The organism is Arthrobacter sp. Alg241-R88, from assembly GCF_900537115.1.
Taxonomy (GTDB): domain Bacteria; phylum Actinomycetota; class Actinomycetes; order Actinomycetales; family Micrococcaceae; genus Arthrobacter.
Genome location: NZ_UNRG01000002.1, coordinates 669506 through 686148 on the forward strand (window position 1 = coordinate 669506; position 16643 = coordinate 686148).

A 16643-nucleotide genomic window follows, 5' to 3' on the forward strand; every position below is an offset into this window, starting at 1 on the left:
CACCTTTGGCGGCCAGGCTTAGGGTTCGCGGGTTATCAGGAGTTCGTGGGCACCCGCTGCCGCCGCACCGCGGGATTCCACCACGGTGCTGGTCCGCTGCCTGGTCGCGACGTCCTCCTCCGGACCGGCACACTGTCCCTGCGGCGCATCAGCGGCCACCGAACACCAGCGGTACGGGTCGCGGACAATCACCGAGGGCGACCACGCCAGGTCCGTGGCGGACCACTTTCCTGAGGGGTCCTGGCCAAACTGCGCCCTCACCAGCAGGCCCTCGTTATTGACCACGTACCGGGGAGACAGCTCCGTGACGCCGTTGCCCAGGCCGTACACAATCCAGGTGCCCTTGTAGTTTTCGATGGGTAGGACCGAGTGGGTGTGGTGTCCATACACAAGGTTGAACTGCCGGCTGTCCACCAGGGCACGCGCCACCTCCTCCTGCTGGGCGTTCGGTTCGCTGGCGTACTCATCACCGGCGTGCATGGCGGCCAGGACAATGTCCGCCCCCAACGCCCTTGCCTTTTCGGCCTTGGCAATCATGGCTGCGGGGTCCAGCATGTCTACCTGCCAGGGATATTCAGGGAGCAGTCCATTGAGCCCGTACGTGGCTTGGATAATGGCGACTTTAGCTGCCGCCGTCTGCATGATGAGGATGCCGTGGGATTCGCTTTCAGTCCGGTAGGAGCCCGTGTGCTTGAGGCCGGCAGCATCCAGGACGTCCAGGGTGCGCAGCAGCCCGTCGGTGCCACGGTCGATGGTGTGGTTGCTGGCGGTGGTGCAGGCCTGATACCCTACGCCCTTCGACGCGGCGATGATCTGGGGCGGAACGTTGAACGATGGGTACGAAGAAAACGGACCTTCCGGGCCTGCCACCGGCGTCTCCTGGTGGCAGATGGCGAGGTCGCTGTTGTTGATGTACCGGCGTTGCCCTTCCAGGAGAGGCCCAAAATCCATGCCCGGCTTGCCGGCGGCTGCGGCGTCCTGCTGCGCCTGCTGCCAGAGCTGGCTGTGGATCAGCATGTCGCCGGTGACCAACACGGTGGTACACCGGATCATCGGGCAGGCCGGGCCCTTACCGGGCGTGGGCGTGGGTGTGGGGGTTGGGGCAAGACTGGTGCGCGTGGGCGACGCGACGCCGGAACCGGGACGCCGGGTAGCAGACTCCGCGGTCTGTGGTGCTTCATTTTCCTGTTCCGCCACGAGGCCGCAGCCGGCCAGCACAGCAGCCATGACCAAGGCCACTGTTGTAGACCCGGCACGCGAGGCAGCGCCGCCCCAGCTAATCCCCATAGCGGTCATTCTAGGCAACGCCCCGGGCCGCCACGAGTATTTGAGGATCGTTGAGAAGGTGCGGCCCGTGTGGAAGATTTACGGCATGACAAACCCCCTGCTCACTCCCAGCACACTCCCGTTCGCACTGCCACCCTTCGTGGACATAGAGGCAGTCCACTATGCCCAGGCGGCTGAGGCAGGATTCGCGGAGCACCTGGCCGAAGTCCAGGCGATCGCGGAGAACCCTGATCCCGCCACCTTCGAAAACACGGCAGTGGCGATGGAGTGCTCCGGCCAACTGCTCCAGAGGACTGCTGCGGCGTTCTTTACGCTGGTCTCTGCCGACGCATCTGACGAAATCCGGGACCTGGAAACCCAGCTTTCACCGCGCTTTGCAGCCCACCAGGACGAAGTGTTCCTGAACCGGGCCCTGTTCGAACGCTTCGCCGCCATCGATACAACGGGTCTTGATCCGGAGTCGGCACGCCTGGTGGATGAGTATCTGAAGGAATTCCGGCAAACAGGCATCCAGCTGGACGGTCCGGGGCAGGAGCGGCTGCGGGAGCTCAATGCCGAGCTCTCCCGGCTGGGAACCGAATTCGGCCAGCGGGTCAAGGAAGGGATGAAGTCCGCAGCCCTGCTGCTGGAGGACCCCGCAGAGCTGGCGGGGTTGCCCGCTGACGACGTGGCCGCCGCCGCAGAAGCAGCCCGTGCGGCCGGTCATGAGGGGAAGTTCCTCCTGACGCTGATCCAGCCCACCAACCAGCCGGCCCTCGCCGCCTTGGAGAACCGGGAGGTCCGGCGGCGGCTGTTTGAAGCCTCCGTTGCCCGCGGCAGCAGCGGCGGAAAGCTCGACGTGCTCGAACTCGCCAGGTCCATGGCCGCCCTCCGTGCCGAAAAAGCGAAACTGCTGGGCTTCGCCAACTACGCCGAACTCGTGGTGGACCGGCAGACAGCACCCGATTTCGAGTCTGTGCAGTCGATGCTGAACCGCATGTCCCCGGCGGCGGTCCGCAATGCGGACCGTGAGGCCGCGGCTCTATCGGAGGCAGCCGGGCACGCTTTGGAGGCCTGGGACTGGGCGTTCTACTCCTCGAAGGTCCGGCGGGAAAAGTTCGAGGTGGACGAGCAGGCCCTCCGGCCCTATTTCGAGCTGGACCGTGTCCTGGCCGACGGCGTCTTCTTCGCTGCCACGTCCCTCTACGGAATTACCTTCCACGAGCGGAAGGATCTCTCCGGTTACCACCCCGATGTGCGGGTCTGGGAGGTCCGGAATGAGGACGGCAGCGCCCTGGGGCTGTTCCTCGGCGACTACTACACCCGCGAATCCAAGCGCGGCGGGGCCTGGATGAACTCCCTGGTGGAACAGTCGGGACTGCTCGGGACCAAGCCGGTGGTCATCAACAACCTGAACATTTCCAAGCCGCCCGCGGGCGAACCTACGCTGCTGACCCTGGACGAGCTGCGAACCACCTTCCATGAGTTCGGGCATGCCCTGCACGGGCTGTTCTCCAATGTCACCTATCCGCGGTTTTCCGGTACCTCGGTTCCGCGCGATTTTGTGGAGTACCCGTCCCAGGTCAACGAGATGTGGATCATGTGGCCGGAGGTGCTGGCCAACTACGCGAAGCACTACGCCACCGGCGAGCCGCTTTCCCAGGACATCGTTGACAAACTGAACGAATCACGGCTCTGGGGTGAAGGCTTTGCCACCACCGAATACTTGGGGGCAGCGCTGCTGGACCTGGCCTGGCACGTCTTGGGGAGCAGCGAAATCCCTGAGGATGCACTGGCGTTCGAGGACAAGGCCCTGGCGTCTGCCGGAATCGCCCACGCGCTGATTCCGCCGCGCTACCGCACGGGATACTTCCAGCACGTCTTCGCTGGAGCCGGTTACGCGGCCGGCTACTACTCGTATATCTGGAGCGAAGTGCTGGATGCCGAGACGGTGGACTGGTTTACCGAGAACGGCGGCCTCAGCCGGGCCAACGGTGAACGTTTCCGGCAGGAGCTCCTGTCCCGGGGAAACAGCCGCGACCCACTCGTGTCCTTCCGCACCCTCCGCGGCCGCGACGCAAAGCTGGAACCGCTCCTGAAGCGCCGCGGCCTCGAGTAAACCTCCCCCTTCCCAACTGAGTAGCGCTAAGTGTCGTTCTGAACCCTCAAAACGACACTTAGCGCTACTTAGTTGGGTTAAGCGAACGACGCCGGTCCCCCACCAGAAAAAGGTGAGGAACCGGCGTCGTACTTCAACAACGAAGGCGACGAGTCACTCGGCAAACGTGACTCGCCGCCGTCGCGGTTTGTTGCTCGAAGGCAGGTACTGGTCCGGCAGCTTGCGTAAAAGGGGCCCTGCGTCCCCGTTCGCCGCGAAGCGGCCTTAGCGGGACGTGGGGAATAGCAAGCAGAGGATCAGGACCTGCCGTCAGGAAGAGGACTACCAGCCGCGCTCTGCGAGGCGGTGCGGCTGGGGGATCTCGTCGACGTTGATGCCCACCATGGCTTCGCCCAGGCCGCGGGAGGCCTTGGCGATGACGTCGGGATCGTCGTAGAAGGTGGTGGCCTTCACGACGGCGGCGGCGCGCTGGGCGGGGTTGCCGGACTTGAAGATGCCTGAGCCCACGAACACACCGTCCGCGCCGAGCTGCATCATCATGGCGGCGTCGGCCGGGGTGGCGATGCCGCCGGCGGTGAACAGCACCACCGGAAGCTTACCTGCAGCGGCAACTTCCTTGACCAGTTCGTACGGGGCCTGCAATTCCTTGGCCGCAACGTAGAGCTCGTCCTCGGGCAGGGCTGCAAGCTTGGCGATCTCGGAGCGGATCTGGCGCATGTGGCCTGTGGCGTTGGAGACGTCACCGGTGCCGGCCTCGCCCTTGGAGCGGATCATTGCCGCGCCCTCGTTGATGCGGCGCAGCGCCTCACCGAGGTTGGTGGCGCCGCAGACGAAGGGAACGGTGAAGTTCCACTTGTCGATGTGGTTGACGTAGTCGGCCGGGGTCAGGACCTCGGACTCGTCAATGTAGTCCACGCCGAGGGACTGCAGGACCTGGGCYTCGACGAAGTGGCCGATCCGGGCCTTGGCCATRACSGGCACGGACACGGCGTCGATGATYTTGTCGATCATGTCCGGATCGGACATSCGGGASACGCCGCCCTGGGCGCGGATATCGGCCGGAACGCGTTCCAGCGCCATTACAGCAACGGCACCGGCGTCTTCGGCGATGCGGGCCTGTTCGACGTTGACGACGTCCATGATGACGCCGCCCTTGAGCATCTCAGCCATGCCCCGCTTCACGCGGCTGCTGCCCGTGACGCTGTTCGCGGACGAACCGGCTTCGCTGCTTACATCAGGTGTAGACACAAAAACCCCTATGGGTAGATAGATGACCTTCGCCGGGGGTGCAGGGCGGCACGGAGATGCCATCTGTACACACACCGGGTTGCCGGATCCATTGATCGGGCAGTCCTAATACTAGTCTCACCGCGCCCGGCCGGCTTAATTCGTGTTAATCGGCAGGCGATGGTTCAGCGAGTGCCTGGCGGCGTACGGACACCATGCGCTGGACCACGGTGATGAGGCTGGCGAGGGCGAGCAGGATCAGTGTCACCAGCAGCACCACGTGCGGCAGCCCGAGGCCGGTGAATCCGGTCACCACCAGCACGGAAACCAGGCGTTCCGCGCGTTCTGCTATGCCGATGTTGGCCGTGAACCCCAGCGACTCCGCCTTTGCCCTGGCGTAGGAGACCACCATGCCAAGGACAAGGCAGACAGTGGCAGCCATGGCGATCGGAACATTCGCGCCGCCGGTGAAGAACCAGACGGCGAGGCCGGCGAAAAGGGCGCCGTCTGCAATCCGGTCCAGGGTGGAGTCGAGGAAGTTGCCCCATCGGCTGCCCACCGCCTGCATCCTGGCCATGATGCCGTCCAGGACGTCGGAGAAGATGAATGCGGTAATGAACAGTGTTCCCCACCAGAGCTGGCCCAGCGGGTAGAAGACGAGGGCTCCCACCACCACACCGGCGGTACCGATGATGGTCACGGCATCCGGTGAGACGCCGATTCGAAGGAGCCAACGGGCGAGCGGAGTGAACAGCGCGGTGAAGAACCTGCGGGCGTGCTTATTCAGCATCCGTCTCCCCGGGCCAGGCGTCGGCGACCTGCTGGCGGACCTCGTCAAGGGTCTGCGTGATCGCCTTGGTCTGGGCGATGATGGGGAAGAAATTCCCGTCACCGCCCCAGCGCGGAACTATGTGCTGGTGCAGGTGCGCGGCAATGCCGGCTCCGCCCACCACGCCCTGGTTCATCCCCAGGTTGAATCCGCCCGGGTTCGCTACTTTCCGCAGCACCCGCATGGCGGTCTGGGTCAGCTCGGCGAACTCCGCTGTCTCCTCGACGGTGAGGTCCGTGTAGTCGGGAATATGGCGGTAGGGACAGACCAGGAGATGCCCCGGGTTGTACGGAAAAAGGTTCAGCACCACGTAGCAGGTCTTTCCCCGGTAGACGATCAGCGCATCCTCATCGGTCCGTGCCGGTCCGATACAGAAAGGGCAGTCGTTTTCGTTCTTGAACTGGTGCTGGCCGCCCTTGATGTACGCCATGCGGTGCGGAGTCCACAGGCGCTGGAAGGCGTCCGGGACACCGGCGAGGTCAAAGTCGTCGGTAACGCCGGCATCGCCTGGATATCCTGCGCCTGTGTTCTCCTGCACGGTGCTGTTCCGTTTCCGCTAGCTGGTCCGGTTACGGACGGCTTCCGTGATCCGCTTGACTGCCTCTGCCACGGGGACGCCGTTGTCCTGGCTGCCGTCTCGGAACCGGAACGATACTGCGCCTGCTTCGGCGTCGTCGCCGCCGGCGATGAGCACAAACGGGATCTTGTCCTTGCTGGCAGTGCGGATCTTCTTCGGGAACCTGTCCGACGACGTATCCACCTCGGCCCGGATGCCGGCCGCCTTCAGCTGATCAACGACGTCGAACATGTACTCGTTGAACGTCTCCGCCACCGGGATGCCCACCACCTGGACCGGGGCGAGCCACGCCGGGAAGGCGCCGGCGTAGTGCTCGGTCAGCACGCCCATGAACCGCTCCACCGACCCGAAAAGCGCACGGTGGATCATAACGGGACGCTGGCGGCTGCCGTCGGCGGCCTGGAACTCGAGTTCGAACCGTTCGGGCAGGTTGAAGTCCAGCTGGATGGTGGACATCTGCCAGGTGCGGCCCAGCGCGTCCTTCGCCTGGACGGAGATCTTGGGGCCGTAGAAGGCAGCTCCGCCCGGATCCGGTACGAGTTCAAGGCCTGATTCCTGTGCCACTTCGGCCAGGGTCCGGGTGGCTTCCTCCCAGGTGGCGTCGTCACCGACGTACTTTTCCGGGTCTTTGGTGGACAGTTCCAGGTAGAAGTCGTTGAGCCCGTAGTCCTTCAGCAGGTCCAGGACGAAGGTCAACGTCTTGGTGAGCTCGTCCTTCATCTGCTCACGGGTGCAGTAGATGTGGGCGTCGTCCTGTGTCATGCCGCGCACGCGGGTGAGGCCGTGCACCACACCGGACTTCTCGTACCGGTAGACCGAGCCGAATTCGAACAGACGCAGGGGCAGCTCACGGTAGGAGCGTCCGCGGGAACGGAAGATGAGGTTGTGCATGGGGCAGTTCATCGGCTTCAGGTAGTAGTCCTGGGCCGGCTTGCGGATGGAGCCGTCCTCGTTGAGTTCGGCGTCAACCTGCATTGCGGGGAACATGCCGTCCTTGTACCAGTCCAGGTGGCCGGAGACCTCGTATAGGTGGCCCTTCGTGATGTGCGGCGTGTAGACGAACTCGTAGCCGGCTTCAACGTGGCGCTGCCGCGAGTAGTCCTCCATCTCCTTGCGGATGATGCCGCCCTTGGGGTGGAACACCGGCAGGCCGGAACCGAGCTCGTCCGGGAAGGAGAACAGGTCCAGTTCAGAGCCGAGCTTGCGGTGGTCGCGGCGTTCGGCCTCGGCGATGCGCTCCTGGTAGGCCTTCAGCGCGTCCTTGGTGGGCCAGGCCGTGCCGTAGATCCGTTGCAGCTGCTGGTTCTTCTGGTTTCCCAGCCAGTAGGCGGAGGATGAGCGGGTGAGGGCGAAGGCGTTGGAAATCATCTTGGTGTTGGGCAGGTGCGGGCCGCGGCAGAGGTCGCACCAGACGGTGGTGCCTTCCTTGCGCTCAACGTTGTCGTAGATGGTGATGTCGCCGGCGCCCACCTCGACGTTGACGCCTTCGCCGGCTTCGGCGGCTTCGTTTTTCTTGCCCAGGAGTTCGAGCTTGTAGGGCTCGTTCTTCATGGCTTCGCGGGCCTCGTCCTCGGAGACCACACGCCGGACGAACTTCTGGTTCTGGTTGACGATCTTGAGCATCATCTTTTCGAGGGTTTTGAGGTCCTCGGGGGTGAAGGGCTCGGCCACGTCAAAGTCGAAGTAGAAACCGTCGGTAATGTACGGGCCGATGCCCAGCTTGGCGTCGGGGCGCAGTTGCTGGACCGCCTGGGCCATCACGTGGGCGGTGGAGTGCCGGAGCACGTTCAGTCCGTCGGGGGAATCGATGGTGACGCCTTCGACGTCGGCGCCTTCCGGAAGTTCCTGGTCCAGGTCCTTCAGTTCGCCATTGACGCGGGCAACAACAACGTCACGGCGCTCAAAGAAGAGTTCCGCACCGGTTGTCCCGGTAGTCACCTTGGTCTCTTCGCCATCGACGAGAAGGGTGATCTGCTGGGCATCTGACACGGGTGTCTCCTATTCAAAGTTAAGGCTTCATAGCTTGTGGCGTACGGGGACCACAGCCAGCCATCGTCAATGCTATCGGTTCAGCAAAGGGCCGACCAACGCGGCGCACGGCAGGCTCAGCCGTTAAATCCGGTGATGGCAAGGCTCCGGTTGATTCCATCAAGGGGGTGCGGGCCGTCCGGGGCCCCGGTGTCCGAAGGTGGAAAAGGCAGGGTTTCGGTGCGGCTGAGGTCCCAGGCCATGCTTGCGCTCAGGCTGATTCCCCGCGGGCCTGTCCTGCGTGTGGTGCCGCGGATCAACAGCAGCCTGGTCCCGAACAGGAGCAGGCCGGCGTTTTCCTGGGCTTCGTGGAAGAAGACAGAATCAATGCAGCCGGTGCCGTCGTCGATGCTGATGAACACAACCCTCCTGCCGCCGCGCATGGGAGGCGTCTGCGTAGCTACCCGCACTCCGGCCACCAGTACTTCAGTTCCATTGCGCAAGCCCAGGAGCTTGTCTGCCGTCGTCACCCCCAGCCTGTCCAGCATGGGCCGGTGGCTGTCCATCAGGTGGCTGCTGACGTCCACGGCCATCAAATCCAGCTCGGCCCGTACGTTTTCGATCAGGGTAGGTTCAGGGAGGCCGGGCTTGACGTTGCGCAACTCCACATCGCCCAGGGGCAGGGACAGCTGCCCCTCGAGGACCTCGACCCCTTTCCTCCCACTGCCTGAGGTCTGAAGCTGCTGCAGGTGCTGGACCAGGTCTGCCCGGTTCGCCACCCCGCCCGCCTCGCGGTGCAGGGAATCAAAGGCCCCCAACTGGGCCAGCCGTTTAATACTGGGCTTGCTAAGCCGCGAGCGCGCGCGGAGGTCCGCGAGGGAGTCATAGGGCTGGCCTGCCACAATCCTCTTCAATTCTGTGGCGGACAGCCCGTAGATACCGTTCAGGCTCAGCCTGATTCCCAGCTTTCCCGCATCGGGCCCCTGCCGGACCCGCTCCACCCGGTACTCCCCCTTACTGCGGTTGATATCCAGGGGAAGGATGGGAATACCCAGCCGCCTGGCTTCGGCCACCAGCAATCTTTTGGGATACATACCCGGATCGTGTTCCCAGAGTCCGGCGAGGAAGGCTTCGGGATGGTGCGCCTTCAGCCAGGCCGACTGGTAGGTGGGCACGGCGAAAGCCGCCCCGTGGGCTTTGCAGAAGCCGAAGCTTGCAAAAGACTTCAAAGTGTCCCAGACCTTGTCAACGACGTCAGGTGAAAAACCTTTGGCCTTTGCCCCCTTGCGGAAAAACCCTTCTACTTGGGATTCCCCAACGTCGCTGCTCAGGGCCCTCCGGAACTCATCAGCTTTCGCCAGCCCGCACCCCGTCATCACGTCGAATGTCCTGAGGATCTGCTCATGGAAAACGGTCACCCCATGGGTTTCCTGGAGCACCGGTTTCAGGAGCGGGTGGGGGTACACCTCGGGGGCGAAACCGTGGCGGTGTTCCAGGAATGGCCGGACCATGTCCGATTTCATGGGCCCGGGACGGAAAAGCGAAATGTCGATGATGAGGTCATTGAACTCCCGCGGCGCCATTTTGCCGATCAGCTCGCGCTGCCCGGGAGACTCGATCTGGAAGCAGCCCAGGGTGTGCGTGCTCCTGATGAGTTCAAAGGTGGGTTCATCATCCAGGGGTATGGCGTTAAGGTCTATGTGCCCGTTTTCTGCGATGTAATCCGGGCCGGATCCGTCCTGCCCGGCAGGATGGGCCCCGGCAGCCACCACTTCCTGTTTGGAGGGATGGATCCGGATGATTTCCCGGACTGCGAACGCCATGGCGCTTTGCATCCTGACGCCGAGGACATCGAGCTTGAGCATGCCCATGGGGTCCATATCGTGTTTGTCGAACTGGCTCATGGGCAGCCCCAGGCCGCTGGGCTGGACGGGAGTCCTGTCCAGCAGGGTTGCGTCCCCCAGGATCACACCACAGGGATGCATTGAAATATGCCGCGGCAGCCGGTCAAGGCGTTCCGTCAGGTCCACGAGCAGGTCCAGCTGCTGGTTGCCGTGGGTGTCCCGCTGCTCCACCCGGCCGGCAAACTCCCTCAGTTCCGGCTTTTCCTTCAGCGCCTCGCGAAACTTCCGGGCGGAAAACCGCCAGAGCTGTTTGGCGATGTCCCCCACGTCGCCGTCATCCATGCCCAATGCCATACCGGCATCCCGCACTGCACCTCTTGCCCGGTAGCCGTTCTGCATGCTCATCAGCGTGACCCGCTCCGCGCCGAAGCGCTCAAAGATCTTGCGGTAGACGTTGTGCCGTTCGGCGCTTTCGACGTCGATATCGATATCCGGCAGGGTGGCCCGGTCCCGGGACAGGAAGCGCTCGAAGATCAGGTCATGCTGCAGAGGGTTTACCTGGCTGACATCGATCAGGTAGTTCACCAGGCTGGATGCTCCCGACCCGCGGGCCGCAGCCCTTACCCCCATGTCCTGGATCATGCGTGAAACTTCGGCGACGGTGAGGAAGTAGGAGGAGAAACCCAGGTTCCGGATGATCCCCAGTTCATGGTCAAGGCGTTTCCGCATTTCCTTTTCCCGGCTGCCCTGGATTCCCGGGAACCGCCGCCCGATTCCCGCCTCGCAGCGCTGCACCAGTTCAACGTGCGGGTCCTGGCTGATCCCGATGACAGAAGCCTCCGGCACCACTGGCTGCTTCCAGCCCATGTCGGTTTCTGGGTCTATCCTGCAGAGATCGGCGAGCGCCTCGGTCTGCGCCATGAGCTGTTTGAGGTCCTGGGCACCGTAACCCGCTGCGGCGATGATTTCCTTGCCCAGTTGCAGCATCTGCGCGGCGGATTTCAGCCAGCCCTGGCCGTTGGGCTGCAGCAGCGGTTCCTGGGCAAGTTCCGGCAGCGATTTCAGGGTCCGTGCTGAATCCAGCACGTCAGCGGTGGCGGCTCCGTCCTCCGCGCAGTACCTGACTGCGTTGCTGAGGATTGCCGGAACGTTGTGCTCCGCCGCGAGCTTGAGCATCCGGACGGCATGCGAGGTGCTCAGGGGCGCCCCCGGTGCGCTGAGCTGGGAAACGATCTCTGCCACCACTGTTCCGCGGGGCATGGCCTCGAGCCATTGCTTGAAGAGGGTCCGCGGCCGCAGGTACCGGCGCCCGCCCATGGCACGCCCGACGTCGGAGTCCGGCCCAAGGAGCACCATCAGCACTGGTTTGAGGGTCTTGGGGTCCAGGGTGCGCGAGGCAAGCTCTGCCCTGGTCACTGCCACCGGAATGGTTCCGCCGGACTTTCCCGAAGTGCGGGCATGGGCATCCGACACCAGCCGGCACAAAGCACGGTACCCAGCCCCGTTGTTGTTGCCGCGGGCGAGCACCACCACGCGGCCGGCCAGCTGGGTGCGGTGGTCGCCGTCGTCGTCATACACCGCCAGGTCCACCCCGACGATGGGATCAATCCCTGCGGCCATGCACGCCTTGAGGTGCTTGATGGTTCCGTACAGGCCGTCGCGGTCAGTGCAGGCGAGCGCGGTTGCGCCGTCGGCAGCAGCAGCCTGCGCCAGTTCATCAGGCCAGGACACGCCATAGTGGGCACTGAATGCGGTGGAGACGTGGAGGTGGGTGAAGCTCATGCTGTTCGTGGGCGCAATGCGTCGTGGATGCGCAGGAGCCGCCAGCGGCCGCTGCGGATATGGCGGGTGAGGTCAAGGGTGAGTGCCTCGTCCTGTTCCCTGGCCGCGCCGGAACCTGCAGCGGACGGCAGCACCTGGACCCGCCAGATTTCGTGGTCAACAAGCCCGGGCCCGCTCCCCAGCGGGGCACGGCTTTCTTCCGCCCACCACTGCCGGCGTTCGTACCAGCGCACCGGGTCAGCGCAGACGGAATAGGACCGTCCTGCCCATTGAAGGCTCACGGGCTGGCCGTCGGGGTTGCAGGCAACATCCACGGATTCGCTGAACATCGCCATGGGCACCTCCCGGCAGGACAAAGAAACTAAAGAGTCATTCGAATATGTGTTCGAATACTTCCAGTCTAAGCCAGCGGCGGGACAAATCCTAGGCGGGGGTGGACGGACAGATCGGCAGGGAGCAGGATTGGTCCATGAGCACCCATGACGCACTCCTCAAGCAGGTCAGCATCAAAGCCCAGGACTCCACACTTGTGGCCACCTTCGACATCGACGGCAACATTCCCGGTTCCGGTGCCTACGTGGTGGGGCTTGTGGCTGCCACCCCGGACTACTCCTCGCAGCGGCGGCTGGGCATTGAATTCATGAACGGGGAGGCGATCGCCTTCTTCTCGTTCAACCACGAACAGAGCACGGAAGAGAACTACGATCTTTCAGGCGTGACCCATTCAGGCAACACCATCACGGGCAACTTCCCGCTCGCAGCCATCAACGGACTTGGCAAAGGGCACGTGATGACCGGCTTCAGTGAAGCGGACGGCCGGGAATTCCAGTCCGGTGTTCCGGTGGAGGAAAACCTGTAACAGCTGGGCAGAAACTGCTCAGTTGTTCTCTTTGTGGACCCGGAGTTCGAGTTCGATGAACCCTGAGATCATGGCCCGGTAGGTGGACTCCACGATGTCCGGGTCGATGGCCTTCTTCTCGGCGGCGGAGCGGACGTGCTCGATGACCCGCTCCACGCGGCCTGGGGCGCGGACCTCGGCGTCGTCGCCCTTGAGGGTACCGGCGATCCGGATTAGCCGCTCCCGGCGTGCGATGAGGGTGACAATCTGGTCATCGACCTCGTCAACGGCAACCCGGACGGCAGCGAGCTGTTCCTTGTCGGCCAGGGCGTCTCTATCGTTCCCTTGAATTGTTGCCATCCTCTGACAGTATCGAACCATGCAACCCAGAGTCGACTTCATTTCACTGGGCGTCCGGAGCGTTCCGGCGTCCCGCTCCTTCTATGTGGACGGCCTTGGCTGGCCGGTCCACCGGGAATTTCCGGGGGACGTGGTGTTCATCCAGGTGAACCACGGCCTGGTGCTGTCCTTGTGGGACGTACGCCAGATGCAGGCTGATGCGGGCGTCAGCGCGCCGGGCCCGGTCCCCTGCATCACGCTCAGCCACAACCTCCCCAGCACAGAAGACGTTGACCGGGTCATGGCAGAAGCTGCCGCAGCGGGAGCGGACATCATCGCCGAGCCCATCACCCAGCCGTGGGGCGGCTACAGCGGCTACTTTGCGGACCCGGACGGCTTCCGCTGGGACGTGGCGTACAACCCCACGTGGACGGTGGACGACGCCGGGAGGGTCACTGTCTAGCCCACCGGCCCAGAGGTCCGGGCTGCTTTGGGTAGCGCCTAGAAGAGGGCTTCCACAGGGCGGATCAGTTCAGGGCCGTTGTTGCGGACGTTGCCCACGTCCTTTCCCACTGAGTCCACGTGCCAGTCCGAAGCCACGTCCTTGACCCGCGAGCGCACCAGGTCAACCAGCCCCGCGGCGTCGTCGGCCTCCGGGTCCAGCCATGCCTGCATCGTGGAGTTGTCCATCGGCAGCGGCACACGGTCATGCAACGCGGTCAGCTTGCCGAAGACAGTTGATTCGCTGCCGGGCGGCGGAGTGTCAGTAGTCAGGATTGACGTGGACAGCATCCAGCCGCCGGGCTCCCCCGCCGGCCAGGCCGGATCCTTCCACCACTCATAGAGCCCGGCAAAAACCAAGCCCCGCCCCTCGCCGGGATGGACGTAGTAGGGCTGCTTCCCTTTCCCGGGACCCTGCTTCCATTCGTAATAACCGTCTGCGGGCACAGCGCACCGGCGTGACTGGATGGCCTTGCGGAACGCCGGCTTCTCCAGCACGGATTCGCTCCGGGCGTTGATCATCCGCGAGCCGATACCCGGGTCCTTGGCCCAGGAGGGAACCAGTCCCCACCGCGCCACGTGCAGCTGGCGCACCTGCTTGCGCTCCGGGCCCTCATCGATCAGCCGCTCCAGGACGATGGGAACGTCATCGGTTGGCGCGACATTCCACGACGGCGGGATGGCCACCTCCTCCTCAAGCTCGGCGTCGAACTCAGCCAGGAGGTCCCCCACGGCACGTGCCATCACATAGCGTCCACACATGGCTCCAGCATGCCATCGGCGGCAGGAGCTGTCATCCGGTGGCGGCCACGGGCGCAGTTGCCGGGAATAGCGGGCTGCACGCTACCGTTGTCAGGAATGAACCCGTAAGCGACACGTAGGAGAAATCCGTGGACTTCACCCCCGAAACCGGCACCATCACCATGTTTTCCACCACCTGGTGCGGCTACTGCAACCGGCTGAAGAAGCAGCTGGACGCGCAGGGCATCGGCTACACCGAGATCAACATCGAGGAAGTGGACGGTACTGCAGAACTGGTGGAGCAGCTGAACGGCGGAAACCGCACGGTGCCCACGGTCCTGTTCCCGGACGGCACCGCGGCTACCAACCCTTCCGCTGCCGAGGTCAAGAACCGCCTCGCAGCGTAGCCGGGAGGCCGGCCAGAGGGCCGGCAGCCCAGCCATCCGCCGTCGGAGGCGTGTAATAACCAAAACGGGACCATCACTTCGGTGCTGGTCCCGTTTGTGTACCTGCCATACCCGGCCGGTTATGCCCCCAGGCTGCTGAAGGCAGCGCTCGTGAGGGTGGCATGGCCCGCATAGGTTGCCAGCAGCGCGTCCTCCACCGCGGCGACGTCCACTCCCGGCACAAGGTCATTGACGGCTCCGGCCGTGGCGGGGTCCCACTCCAGGCCCAAAGCCGCGTAACTGTCGGTGAGGACCTTGCGGATGGGGGCGGAGTTTTCCACGACGATGACGGAGCTGAACAACCAGCCTCCTGCCACCACGCGCTGGGCAGTGCCCACCAGCTTGATCCGGGAGCCGGCTGTCCGGTCCGTGCCGTGCACACTGTATTCCCCGGGGCAGTATTCACCCGGGATCTCCCCCACGGCCGCGTGCACTCCCACGCTGCGCAGCGCTTCGGCGAACAGCTCACCAAAGTATCCGAACCGGCTTTTCGATCCTGCAATGGCATCTGCATCCGGTTCGATGTGGTCCACCACGAGGGTTCCCTGGTGGTAGGCAGCAGCGCGCCCTCCCGCCCTGCGGACCAGCGGCTCAAAACCGTTGTCGCGGCAGGCCTGGGCCGCTGCCTCGAAGCCCGGCAGCCGGGTGTCCCGCTGCCCGAATGCCACCGTAGGGGCAGGCCGGTACAGCCGAAGCATGGGGCCGATATTCCCCGCCTTTGCCTTGGCGAGGAGCTCCAGGCCAAATTCCAGGTCACGGGCGGCGCCGAGCGACGCCTCCTGCCGCACCACTGTCAGCGTGCGGGGTCCCGGTCCGGCGTGATGCATGTTGCTAAGCTCCCCTATGGTCATCTTGCAATTCCTTGTTGTTGCCGCCGCATTCGCAGTGATTGACGCCGTCTGGCTCAAGCTGATGAACCCGTTCTACCGGAGCCACATCGGCGATCTGCTGGCTGACAAGCCAAACCTAGGGTACGCGGTTGCCTTCTACGTCATTTACATCGCCGGAATTGTGTTCTTTGCCCTCCGGCCCGCGCTCGACGGCGGCGGCTGGCTTACGGCCTTGGGCTACGGTGCTGCGCTGGGCGCCTTCGCCTACGCCACCTATGACCTGACTAACGCGGCAACCCTCAAGGTGTGGCCGTTGCAGCTGATTGTGGTGGACATGCTCTGGGGCGCTGCTTTGACCGGGCTGTCCACCCTCGCCGGCTGGCTTGTCTTCCAAGGCCGGGGCTGACCCGGCCGGAGACTGAATATCGTCCCGGATGGAGTCACGCCCGCGCAGCCATCACGTCTTCCGCACGGTGAGGATCTGCTCTGCCCGGCCGAAGGGGCCCTGGAGGTCATGCAGCACCGTGGAAGTGAGGCCGATTCCGTCCCCGCCGAAGGAGACTGCGTTGTCCAGCCCCAGCCATTCCCCTTCGGGGCGGCGGTACATGTGGATCTGCAGGTCCAGGTTGGGGAACGCGTAGCTGTCCGCGCCCGGAGGTACCCGTGCAGCGATGCCGTTGGCGGTGTCCACCAGCCCCATCAGCCGCGCGAGGTCGCCGCTGTCTTCGCGGTCGGTGAGGGGATGGTCAGTGCGCAGCCATACCTTGCCGGCCCCTGGCCGGTGCCCTTCCGCTACCCGCATCTCAAGGGATCGGATGTAGCCGCCCGGCCATACTGATGCTCCGTCGTAAGGCTTGCATTCGTCGGGACCGGGAATGGCAGTGTCTTCCACCGCGGCTACCTCGGAGGTATCACTGGTGACCAGCCGCCAGGCGGTGGCACGGATCGCTGTCCGGCCGCCCGCCACCAGCTCGGCCTGCAGCAGTTCGATGGTCCTGCCCGGCCGCAGCGTGGTGGTCTCGATGTGGAATTCGCCGCCGGGGATCAGGCCCAGGATCTCGAAGCTGAGCCGGGCCATCCGCATGTCCTTCCGCGGCTGGTGCCGCTCGAGGCTGTCGGCCATCAGCCCGGAGGCCGGCGCCATGTGCTGCTCGTGGACGTTCCAGGCGCCCTGGGCGTGGATGGTGGAGCGGAAGCGGCCATCGCCCAGGGCCTGGTAATAGAAGTTTCCCTCAGCCAGTTCAGGCAGATCAGCAGTCAACGGGTGCCCTTCGAAGGAGATGTCAGTGAATTGCCAATAACTCTATCGTTTTGCTCCGGGACCGCCGCCAGGAGC

General features: G+C 64.2%; 16 protein-coding genes. 5 read left to right on the plus strand and 11 right to left on the minus strand.

The window, feature by feature from the left end; all coding sequences use genetic code 11:
- Positions 1-18 precede the first annotated feature (18 nt).
- Positions 19-1296, minus strand: coding sequence for a CapA family protein (locus G6R19_RS07895; RefSeq protein ID WP_240341794.1), 1278 nt, complete (start codon positions 1294-1296; stop codon positions 19-21).
- 76 nt (positions 1297-1372) lie between these two features.
- Between G6R19_RS07895 and G6R19_RS07900 the strand changes: the two genes are divergently transcribed.
- Complete coding sequence (locus tag G6R19_RS07900) at positions 1373-3385, plus strand: M3 family metallopeptidase (RefSeq protein ID WP_163163959.1); 2013 nt, start codon at positions 1373-1375, stop codon at positions 3383-3385.
- Between the two features lie 321 nt (positions 3386-3706).
- On the opposite strand, the gene pdxS is transcribed toward G6R19_RS07900, so the two are convergent.
- The 6 genes from pdxS to G6R19_RS07930 all read right to left on the minus strand — a co-directional run bounded on the left by pdxS (position 3707) and on the right by G6R19_RS07930 (position 11947).
- Positions 3707-4633 (minus strand): pyridoxal 5'-phosphate synthase lyase subunit PdxS, encoded by a 927-nt coding sequence (gene pdxS / locus G6R19_RS07905; protein WP_163163961.1) that lies wholly within the window; start codon positions 4631-4633, stop codon positions 3707-3709.
- A gap of 145 nt (positions 4634-4778) precedes the next feature.
- Positions 4779-5402 (minus strand): phosphatidylinositol phosphate synthase, encoded by a 624-nt coding sequence (pgsA, locus tag G6R19_RS07910; protein ID WP_163163963.1) that lies wholly within the window; start codon positions 5400-5402, stop codon positions 4779-4781.
- On the minus strand, positions 5392-5979 hold the full coding sequence (locus G6R19_RS07915) for an HIT domain-containing protein (RefSeq protein WP_163163965.1): 588 nt from the start codon (positions 5977-5979) through the stop codon (positions 5392-5394). The genes pgsA and G6R19_RS07915 overlap by 11 nt, the downstream gene beginning before the upstream one ends.
- 18 nt (positions 5980-5997) lie before the next feature.
- Positions 5998-8007 (minus strand): threonine--tRNA ligase, encoded by a 2010-nt coding sequence (thrS, locus tag G6R19_RS07920; RefSeq protein WP_163163967.1) that lies wholly within the window; start codon positions 8005-8007, stop codon positions 5998-6000.
- Positions 8008-8123: 116 nt separating this feature from the next.
- A complete protein-coding gene (gene dnaE, locus G6R19_RS07925; protein WP_163163969.1) occupies positions 8124-11612 on the minus strand; it encodes a DNA polymerase III subunit alpha in 3489 nt (1162 codons plus the stop codon).
- Positions 11609-11947 (minus strand): DUF6504 family protein, encoded by a 339-nt coding sequence (locus tag G6R19_RS07930; protein WP_163163971.1) that lies wholly within the window; start codon positions 11945-11947, stop codon positions 11609-11611. Before G6R19_RS07930 ends, dnaE begins: the two co-directional genes overlap by 4 nt.
- A gap of 134 nt (positions 11948-12081) precedes the next feature.
- Between G6R19_RS07930 and G6R19_RS07935 the strand changes: the two genes are divergently transcribed.
- A complete protein-coding gene (locus G6R19_RS07935) occupies positions 12082-12471 on the plus strand; it encodes a hypothetical protein (RefSeq protein ID WP_163163973.1) in 390 nt (129 codons plus the stop codon).
- Between the two features lie 18 nt (positions 12472-12489).
- On the opposite strand, the gene G6R19_RS07940 is transcribed toward G6R19_RS07935, so the two are convergent.
- Positions 12490-12810: a chorismate mutase gene (locus tag G6R19_RS07940; protein WP_163163975.1), complete on the minus strand. Its 321-nt coding sequence runs from the start codon at positions 12808-12810 to the stop codon at positions 12490-12492.
- Positions 12811-12829: 19 nt separating this feature from the next.
- On the opposite strand from G6R19_RS07940, the gene G6R19_RS07945 reads away from it, so the two are divergent.
- Entirely contained in the window at positions 12830-13252 is a 423-nt protein-coding gene (locus tag G6R19_RS07945; protein WP_163163977.1) for a VOC family protein, read from the plus strand.
- A 38-nt stretch (positions 13253-13290) separates the two neighbouring features.
- Here G6R19_RS07945 and G6R19_RS07950 read toward each other — a convergent pair whose 3' ends face one another.
- Positions 13291-14052: an SOS response-associated peptidase gene (locus tag G6R19_RS07950; protein WP_163163979.1), complete on the minus strand. Its 762-nt coding sequence runs from the start codon at positions 14050-14052 to the stop codon at positions 13291-13293.
- A 128-nt stretch (positions 14053-14180) separates the two neighbouring features.
- Here G6R19_RS07950 and G6R19_RS07955 point away from each other — a divergent pair, with 128 nt between their 5' ends.
- Complete coding sequence (locus G6R19_RS07955; RefSeq protein WP_163163980.1) at positions 14181-14438, plus strand: mycoredoxin; 258 nt, start codon at positions 14181-14183, stop codon at positions 14436-14438.
- A 119-nt stretch (positions 14439-14557) separates the two neighbouring features.
- On the opposite strand, the gene G6R19_RS07960 is transcribed toward G6R19_RS07955, so the two are convergent.
- A complete protein-coding gene (locus tag G6R19_RS07960; RefSeq protein ID WP_163164154.1) occupies positions 14558-15304 on the minus strand; it encodes a lipoate--protein ligase family protein in 747 nt (248 codons plus the stop codon).
- 16 nt (positions 15305-15320) lie between these two features.
- Between G6R19_RS07960 and G6R19_RS07965 the strand changes: the two genes are divergently transcribed.
- Positions 15321-15713, plus strand: coding sequence for a DUF2177 family protein (locus G6R19_RS07965; RefSeq protein ID WP_163163983.1), 393 nt, complete (start codon positions 15321-15323; stop codon positions 15711-15713).
- 51 nt (positions 15714-15764) lie between these two features.
- Here G6R19_RS07965 and G6R19_RS07970 read toward each other — a convergent pair whose 3' ends face one another.
- Positions 15765-16568 (minus strand): thioesterase family protein, encoded by an 804-nt coding sequence (locus G6R19_RS07970; protein ID WP_163163985.1) that lies wholly within the window; start codon positions 16566-16568, stop codon positions 15765-15767.
- Positions 16569-16643 lie beyond the last annotated feature (75 nt).

Excerpts from the sequence above, each read along its gene's own strand:
- G6R19_RS07895 (WP_240341794.1), bottom strand. The coding sequence starts at position 1,296 with ATGACCGCTATGGGGATTAGCTGGGGCGGCGCTGCCTCGCGTGCCGGG.
- G6R19_RS07900 (WP_163163959.1), top strand. The coding sequence starts at position 1,373 with ATGACAAACCCCCTGCTCACTCCCAGCACACTCCCGTTCGCACTGCCA.
- pgsA (WP_163163963.1), bottom strand. The coding sequence starts at position 5,402 with ATGCTGAATAAGCACGCCCGCAGGTTCTTCACCGCGCTGTTCACTCCG.
- dnaE (WP_163163969.1), bottom strand. The coding sequence starts at position 11,612 with ATGAGCTTCACCCACCTCCACGTCTCCACCGCATTCAGTGCCCACTAT.
- G6R19_RS07930 (WP_163163971.1), bottom strand. The coding sequence starts at position 11,947 with ATGGCGATGTTCAGCGAATCCGTGGATGTTGCCTGCAACCCCGACGGC.
- G6R19_RS07935 (WP_163163973.1), top strand. The coding sequence starts at position 12,082 with ATGAGCACCCATGACGCACTCCTCAAGCAGGTCAGCATCAAAGCCCAG.
- G6R19_RS07940 (WP_163163975.1), bottom strand. The coding sequence starts at position 12,810 with ATGGCAACAATTCAAGGGAACGATAGAGACGCCCTGGCCGACAAGGAA.
- G6R19_RS07945 (WP_163163977.1), top strand. The coding sequence starts at position 12,830 with ATGCAACCCAGAGTCGACTTCATTTCACTGGGCGTCCGGAGCGTTCCG.
- G6R19_RS07950 (WP_163163979.1), bottom strand. The coding sequence starts at position 14,052 with ATGTGTGGACGCTATGTGATGGCACGTGCCGTGGGGGACCTCCTGGCT.
- G6R19_RS07960 (WP_163164154.1), bottom strand. The coding sequence starts at position 15,304 with ATGCATCACGCCGGACCGGGACCCCGCACGCTGACAGTGGTGCGGCAG.
- G6R19_RS07965 (WP_163163983.1), top strand. The coding sequence starts at position 15,321 with ATGGTCATCTTGCAATTCCTTGTTGTTGCCGCCGCATTCGCAGTGATT.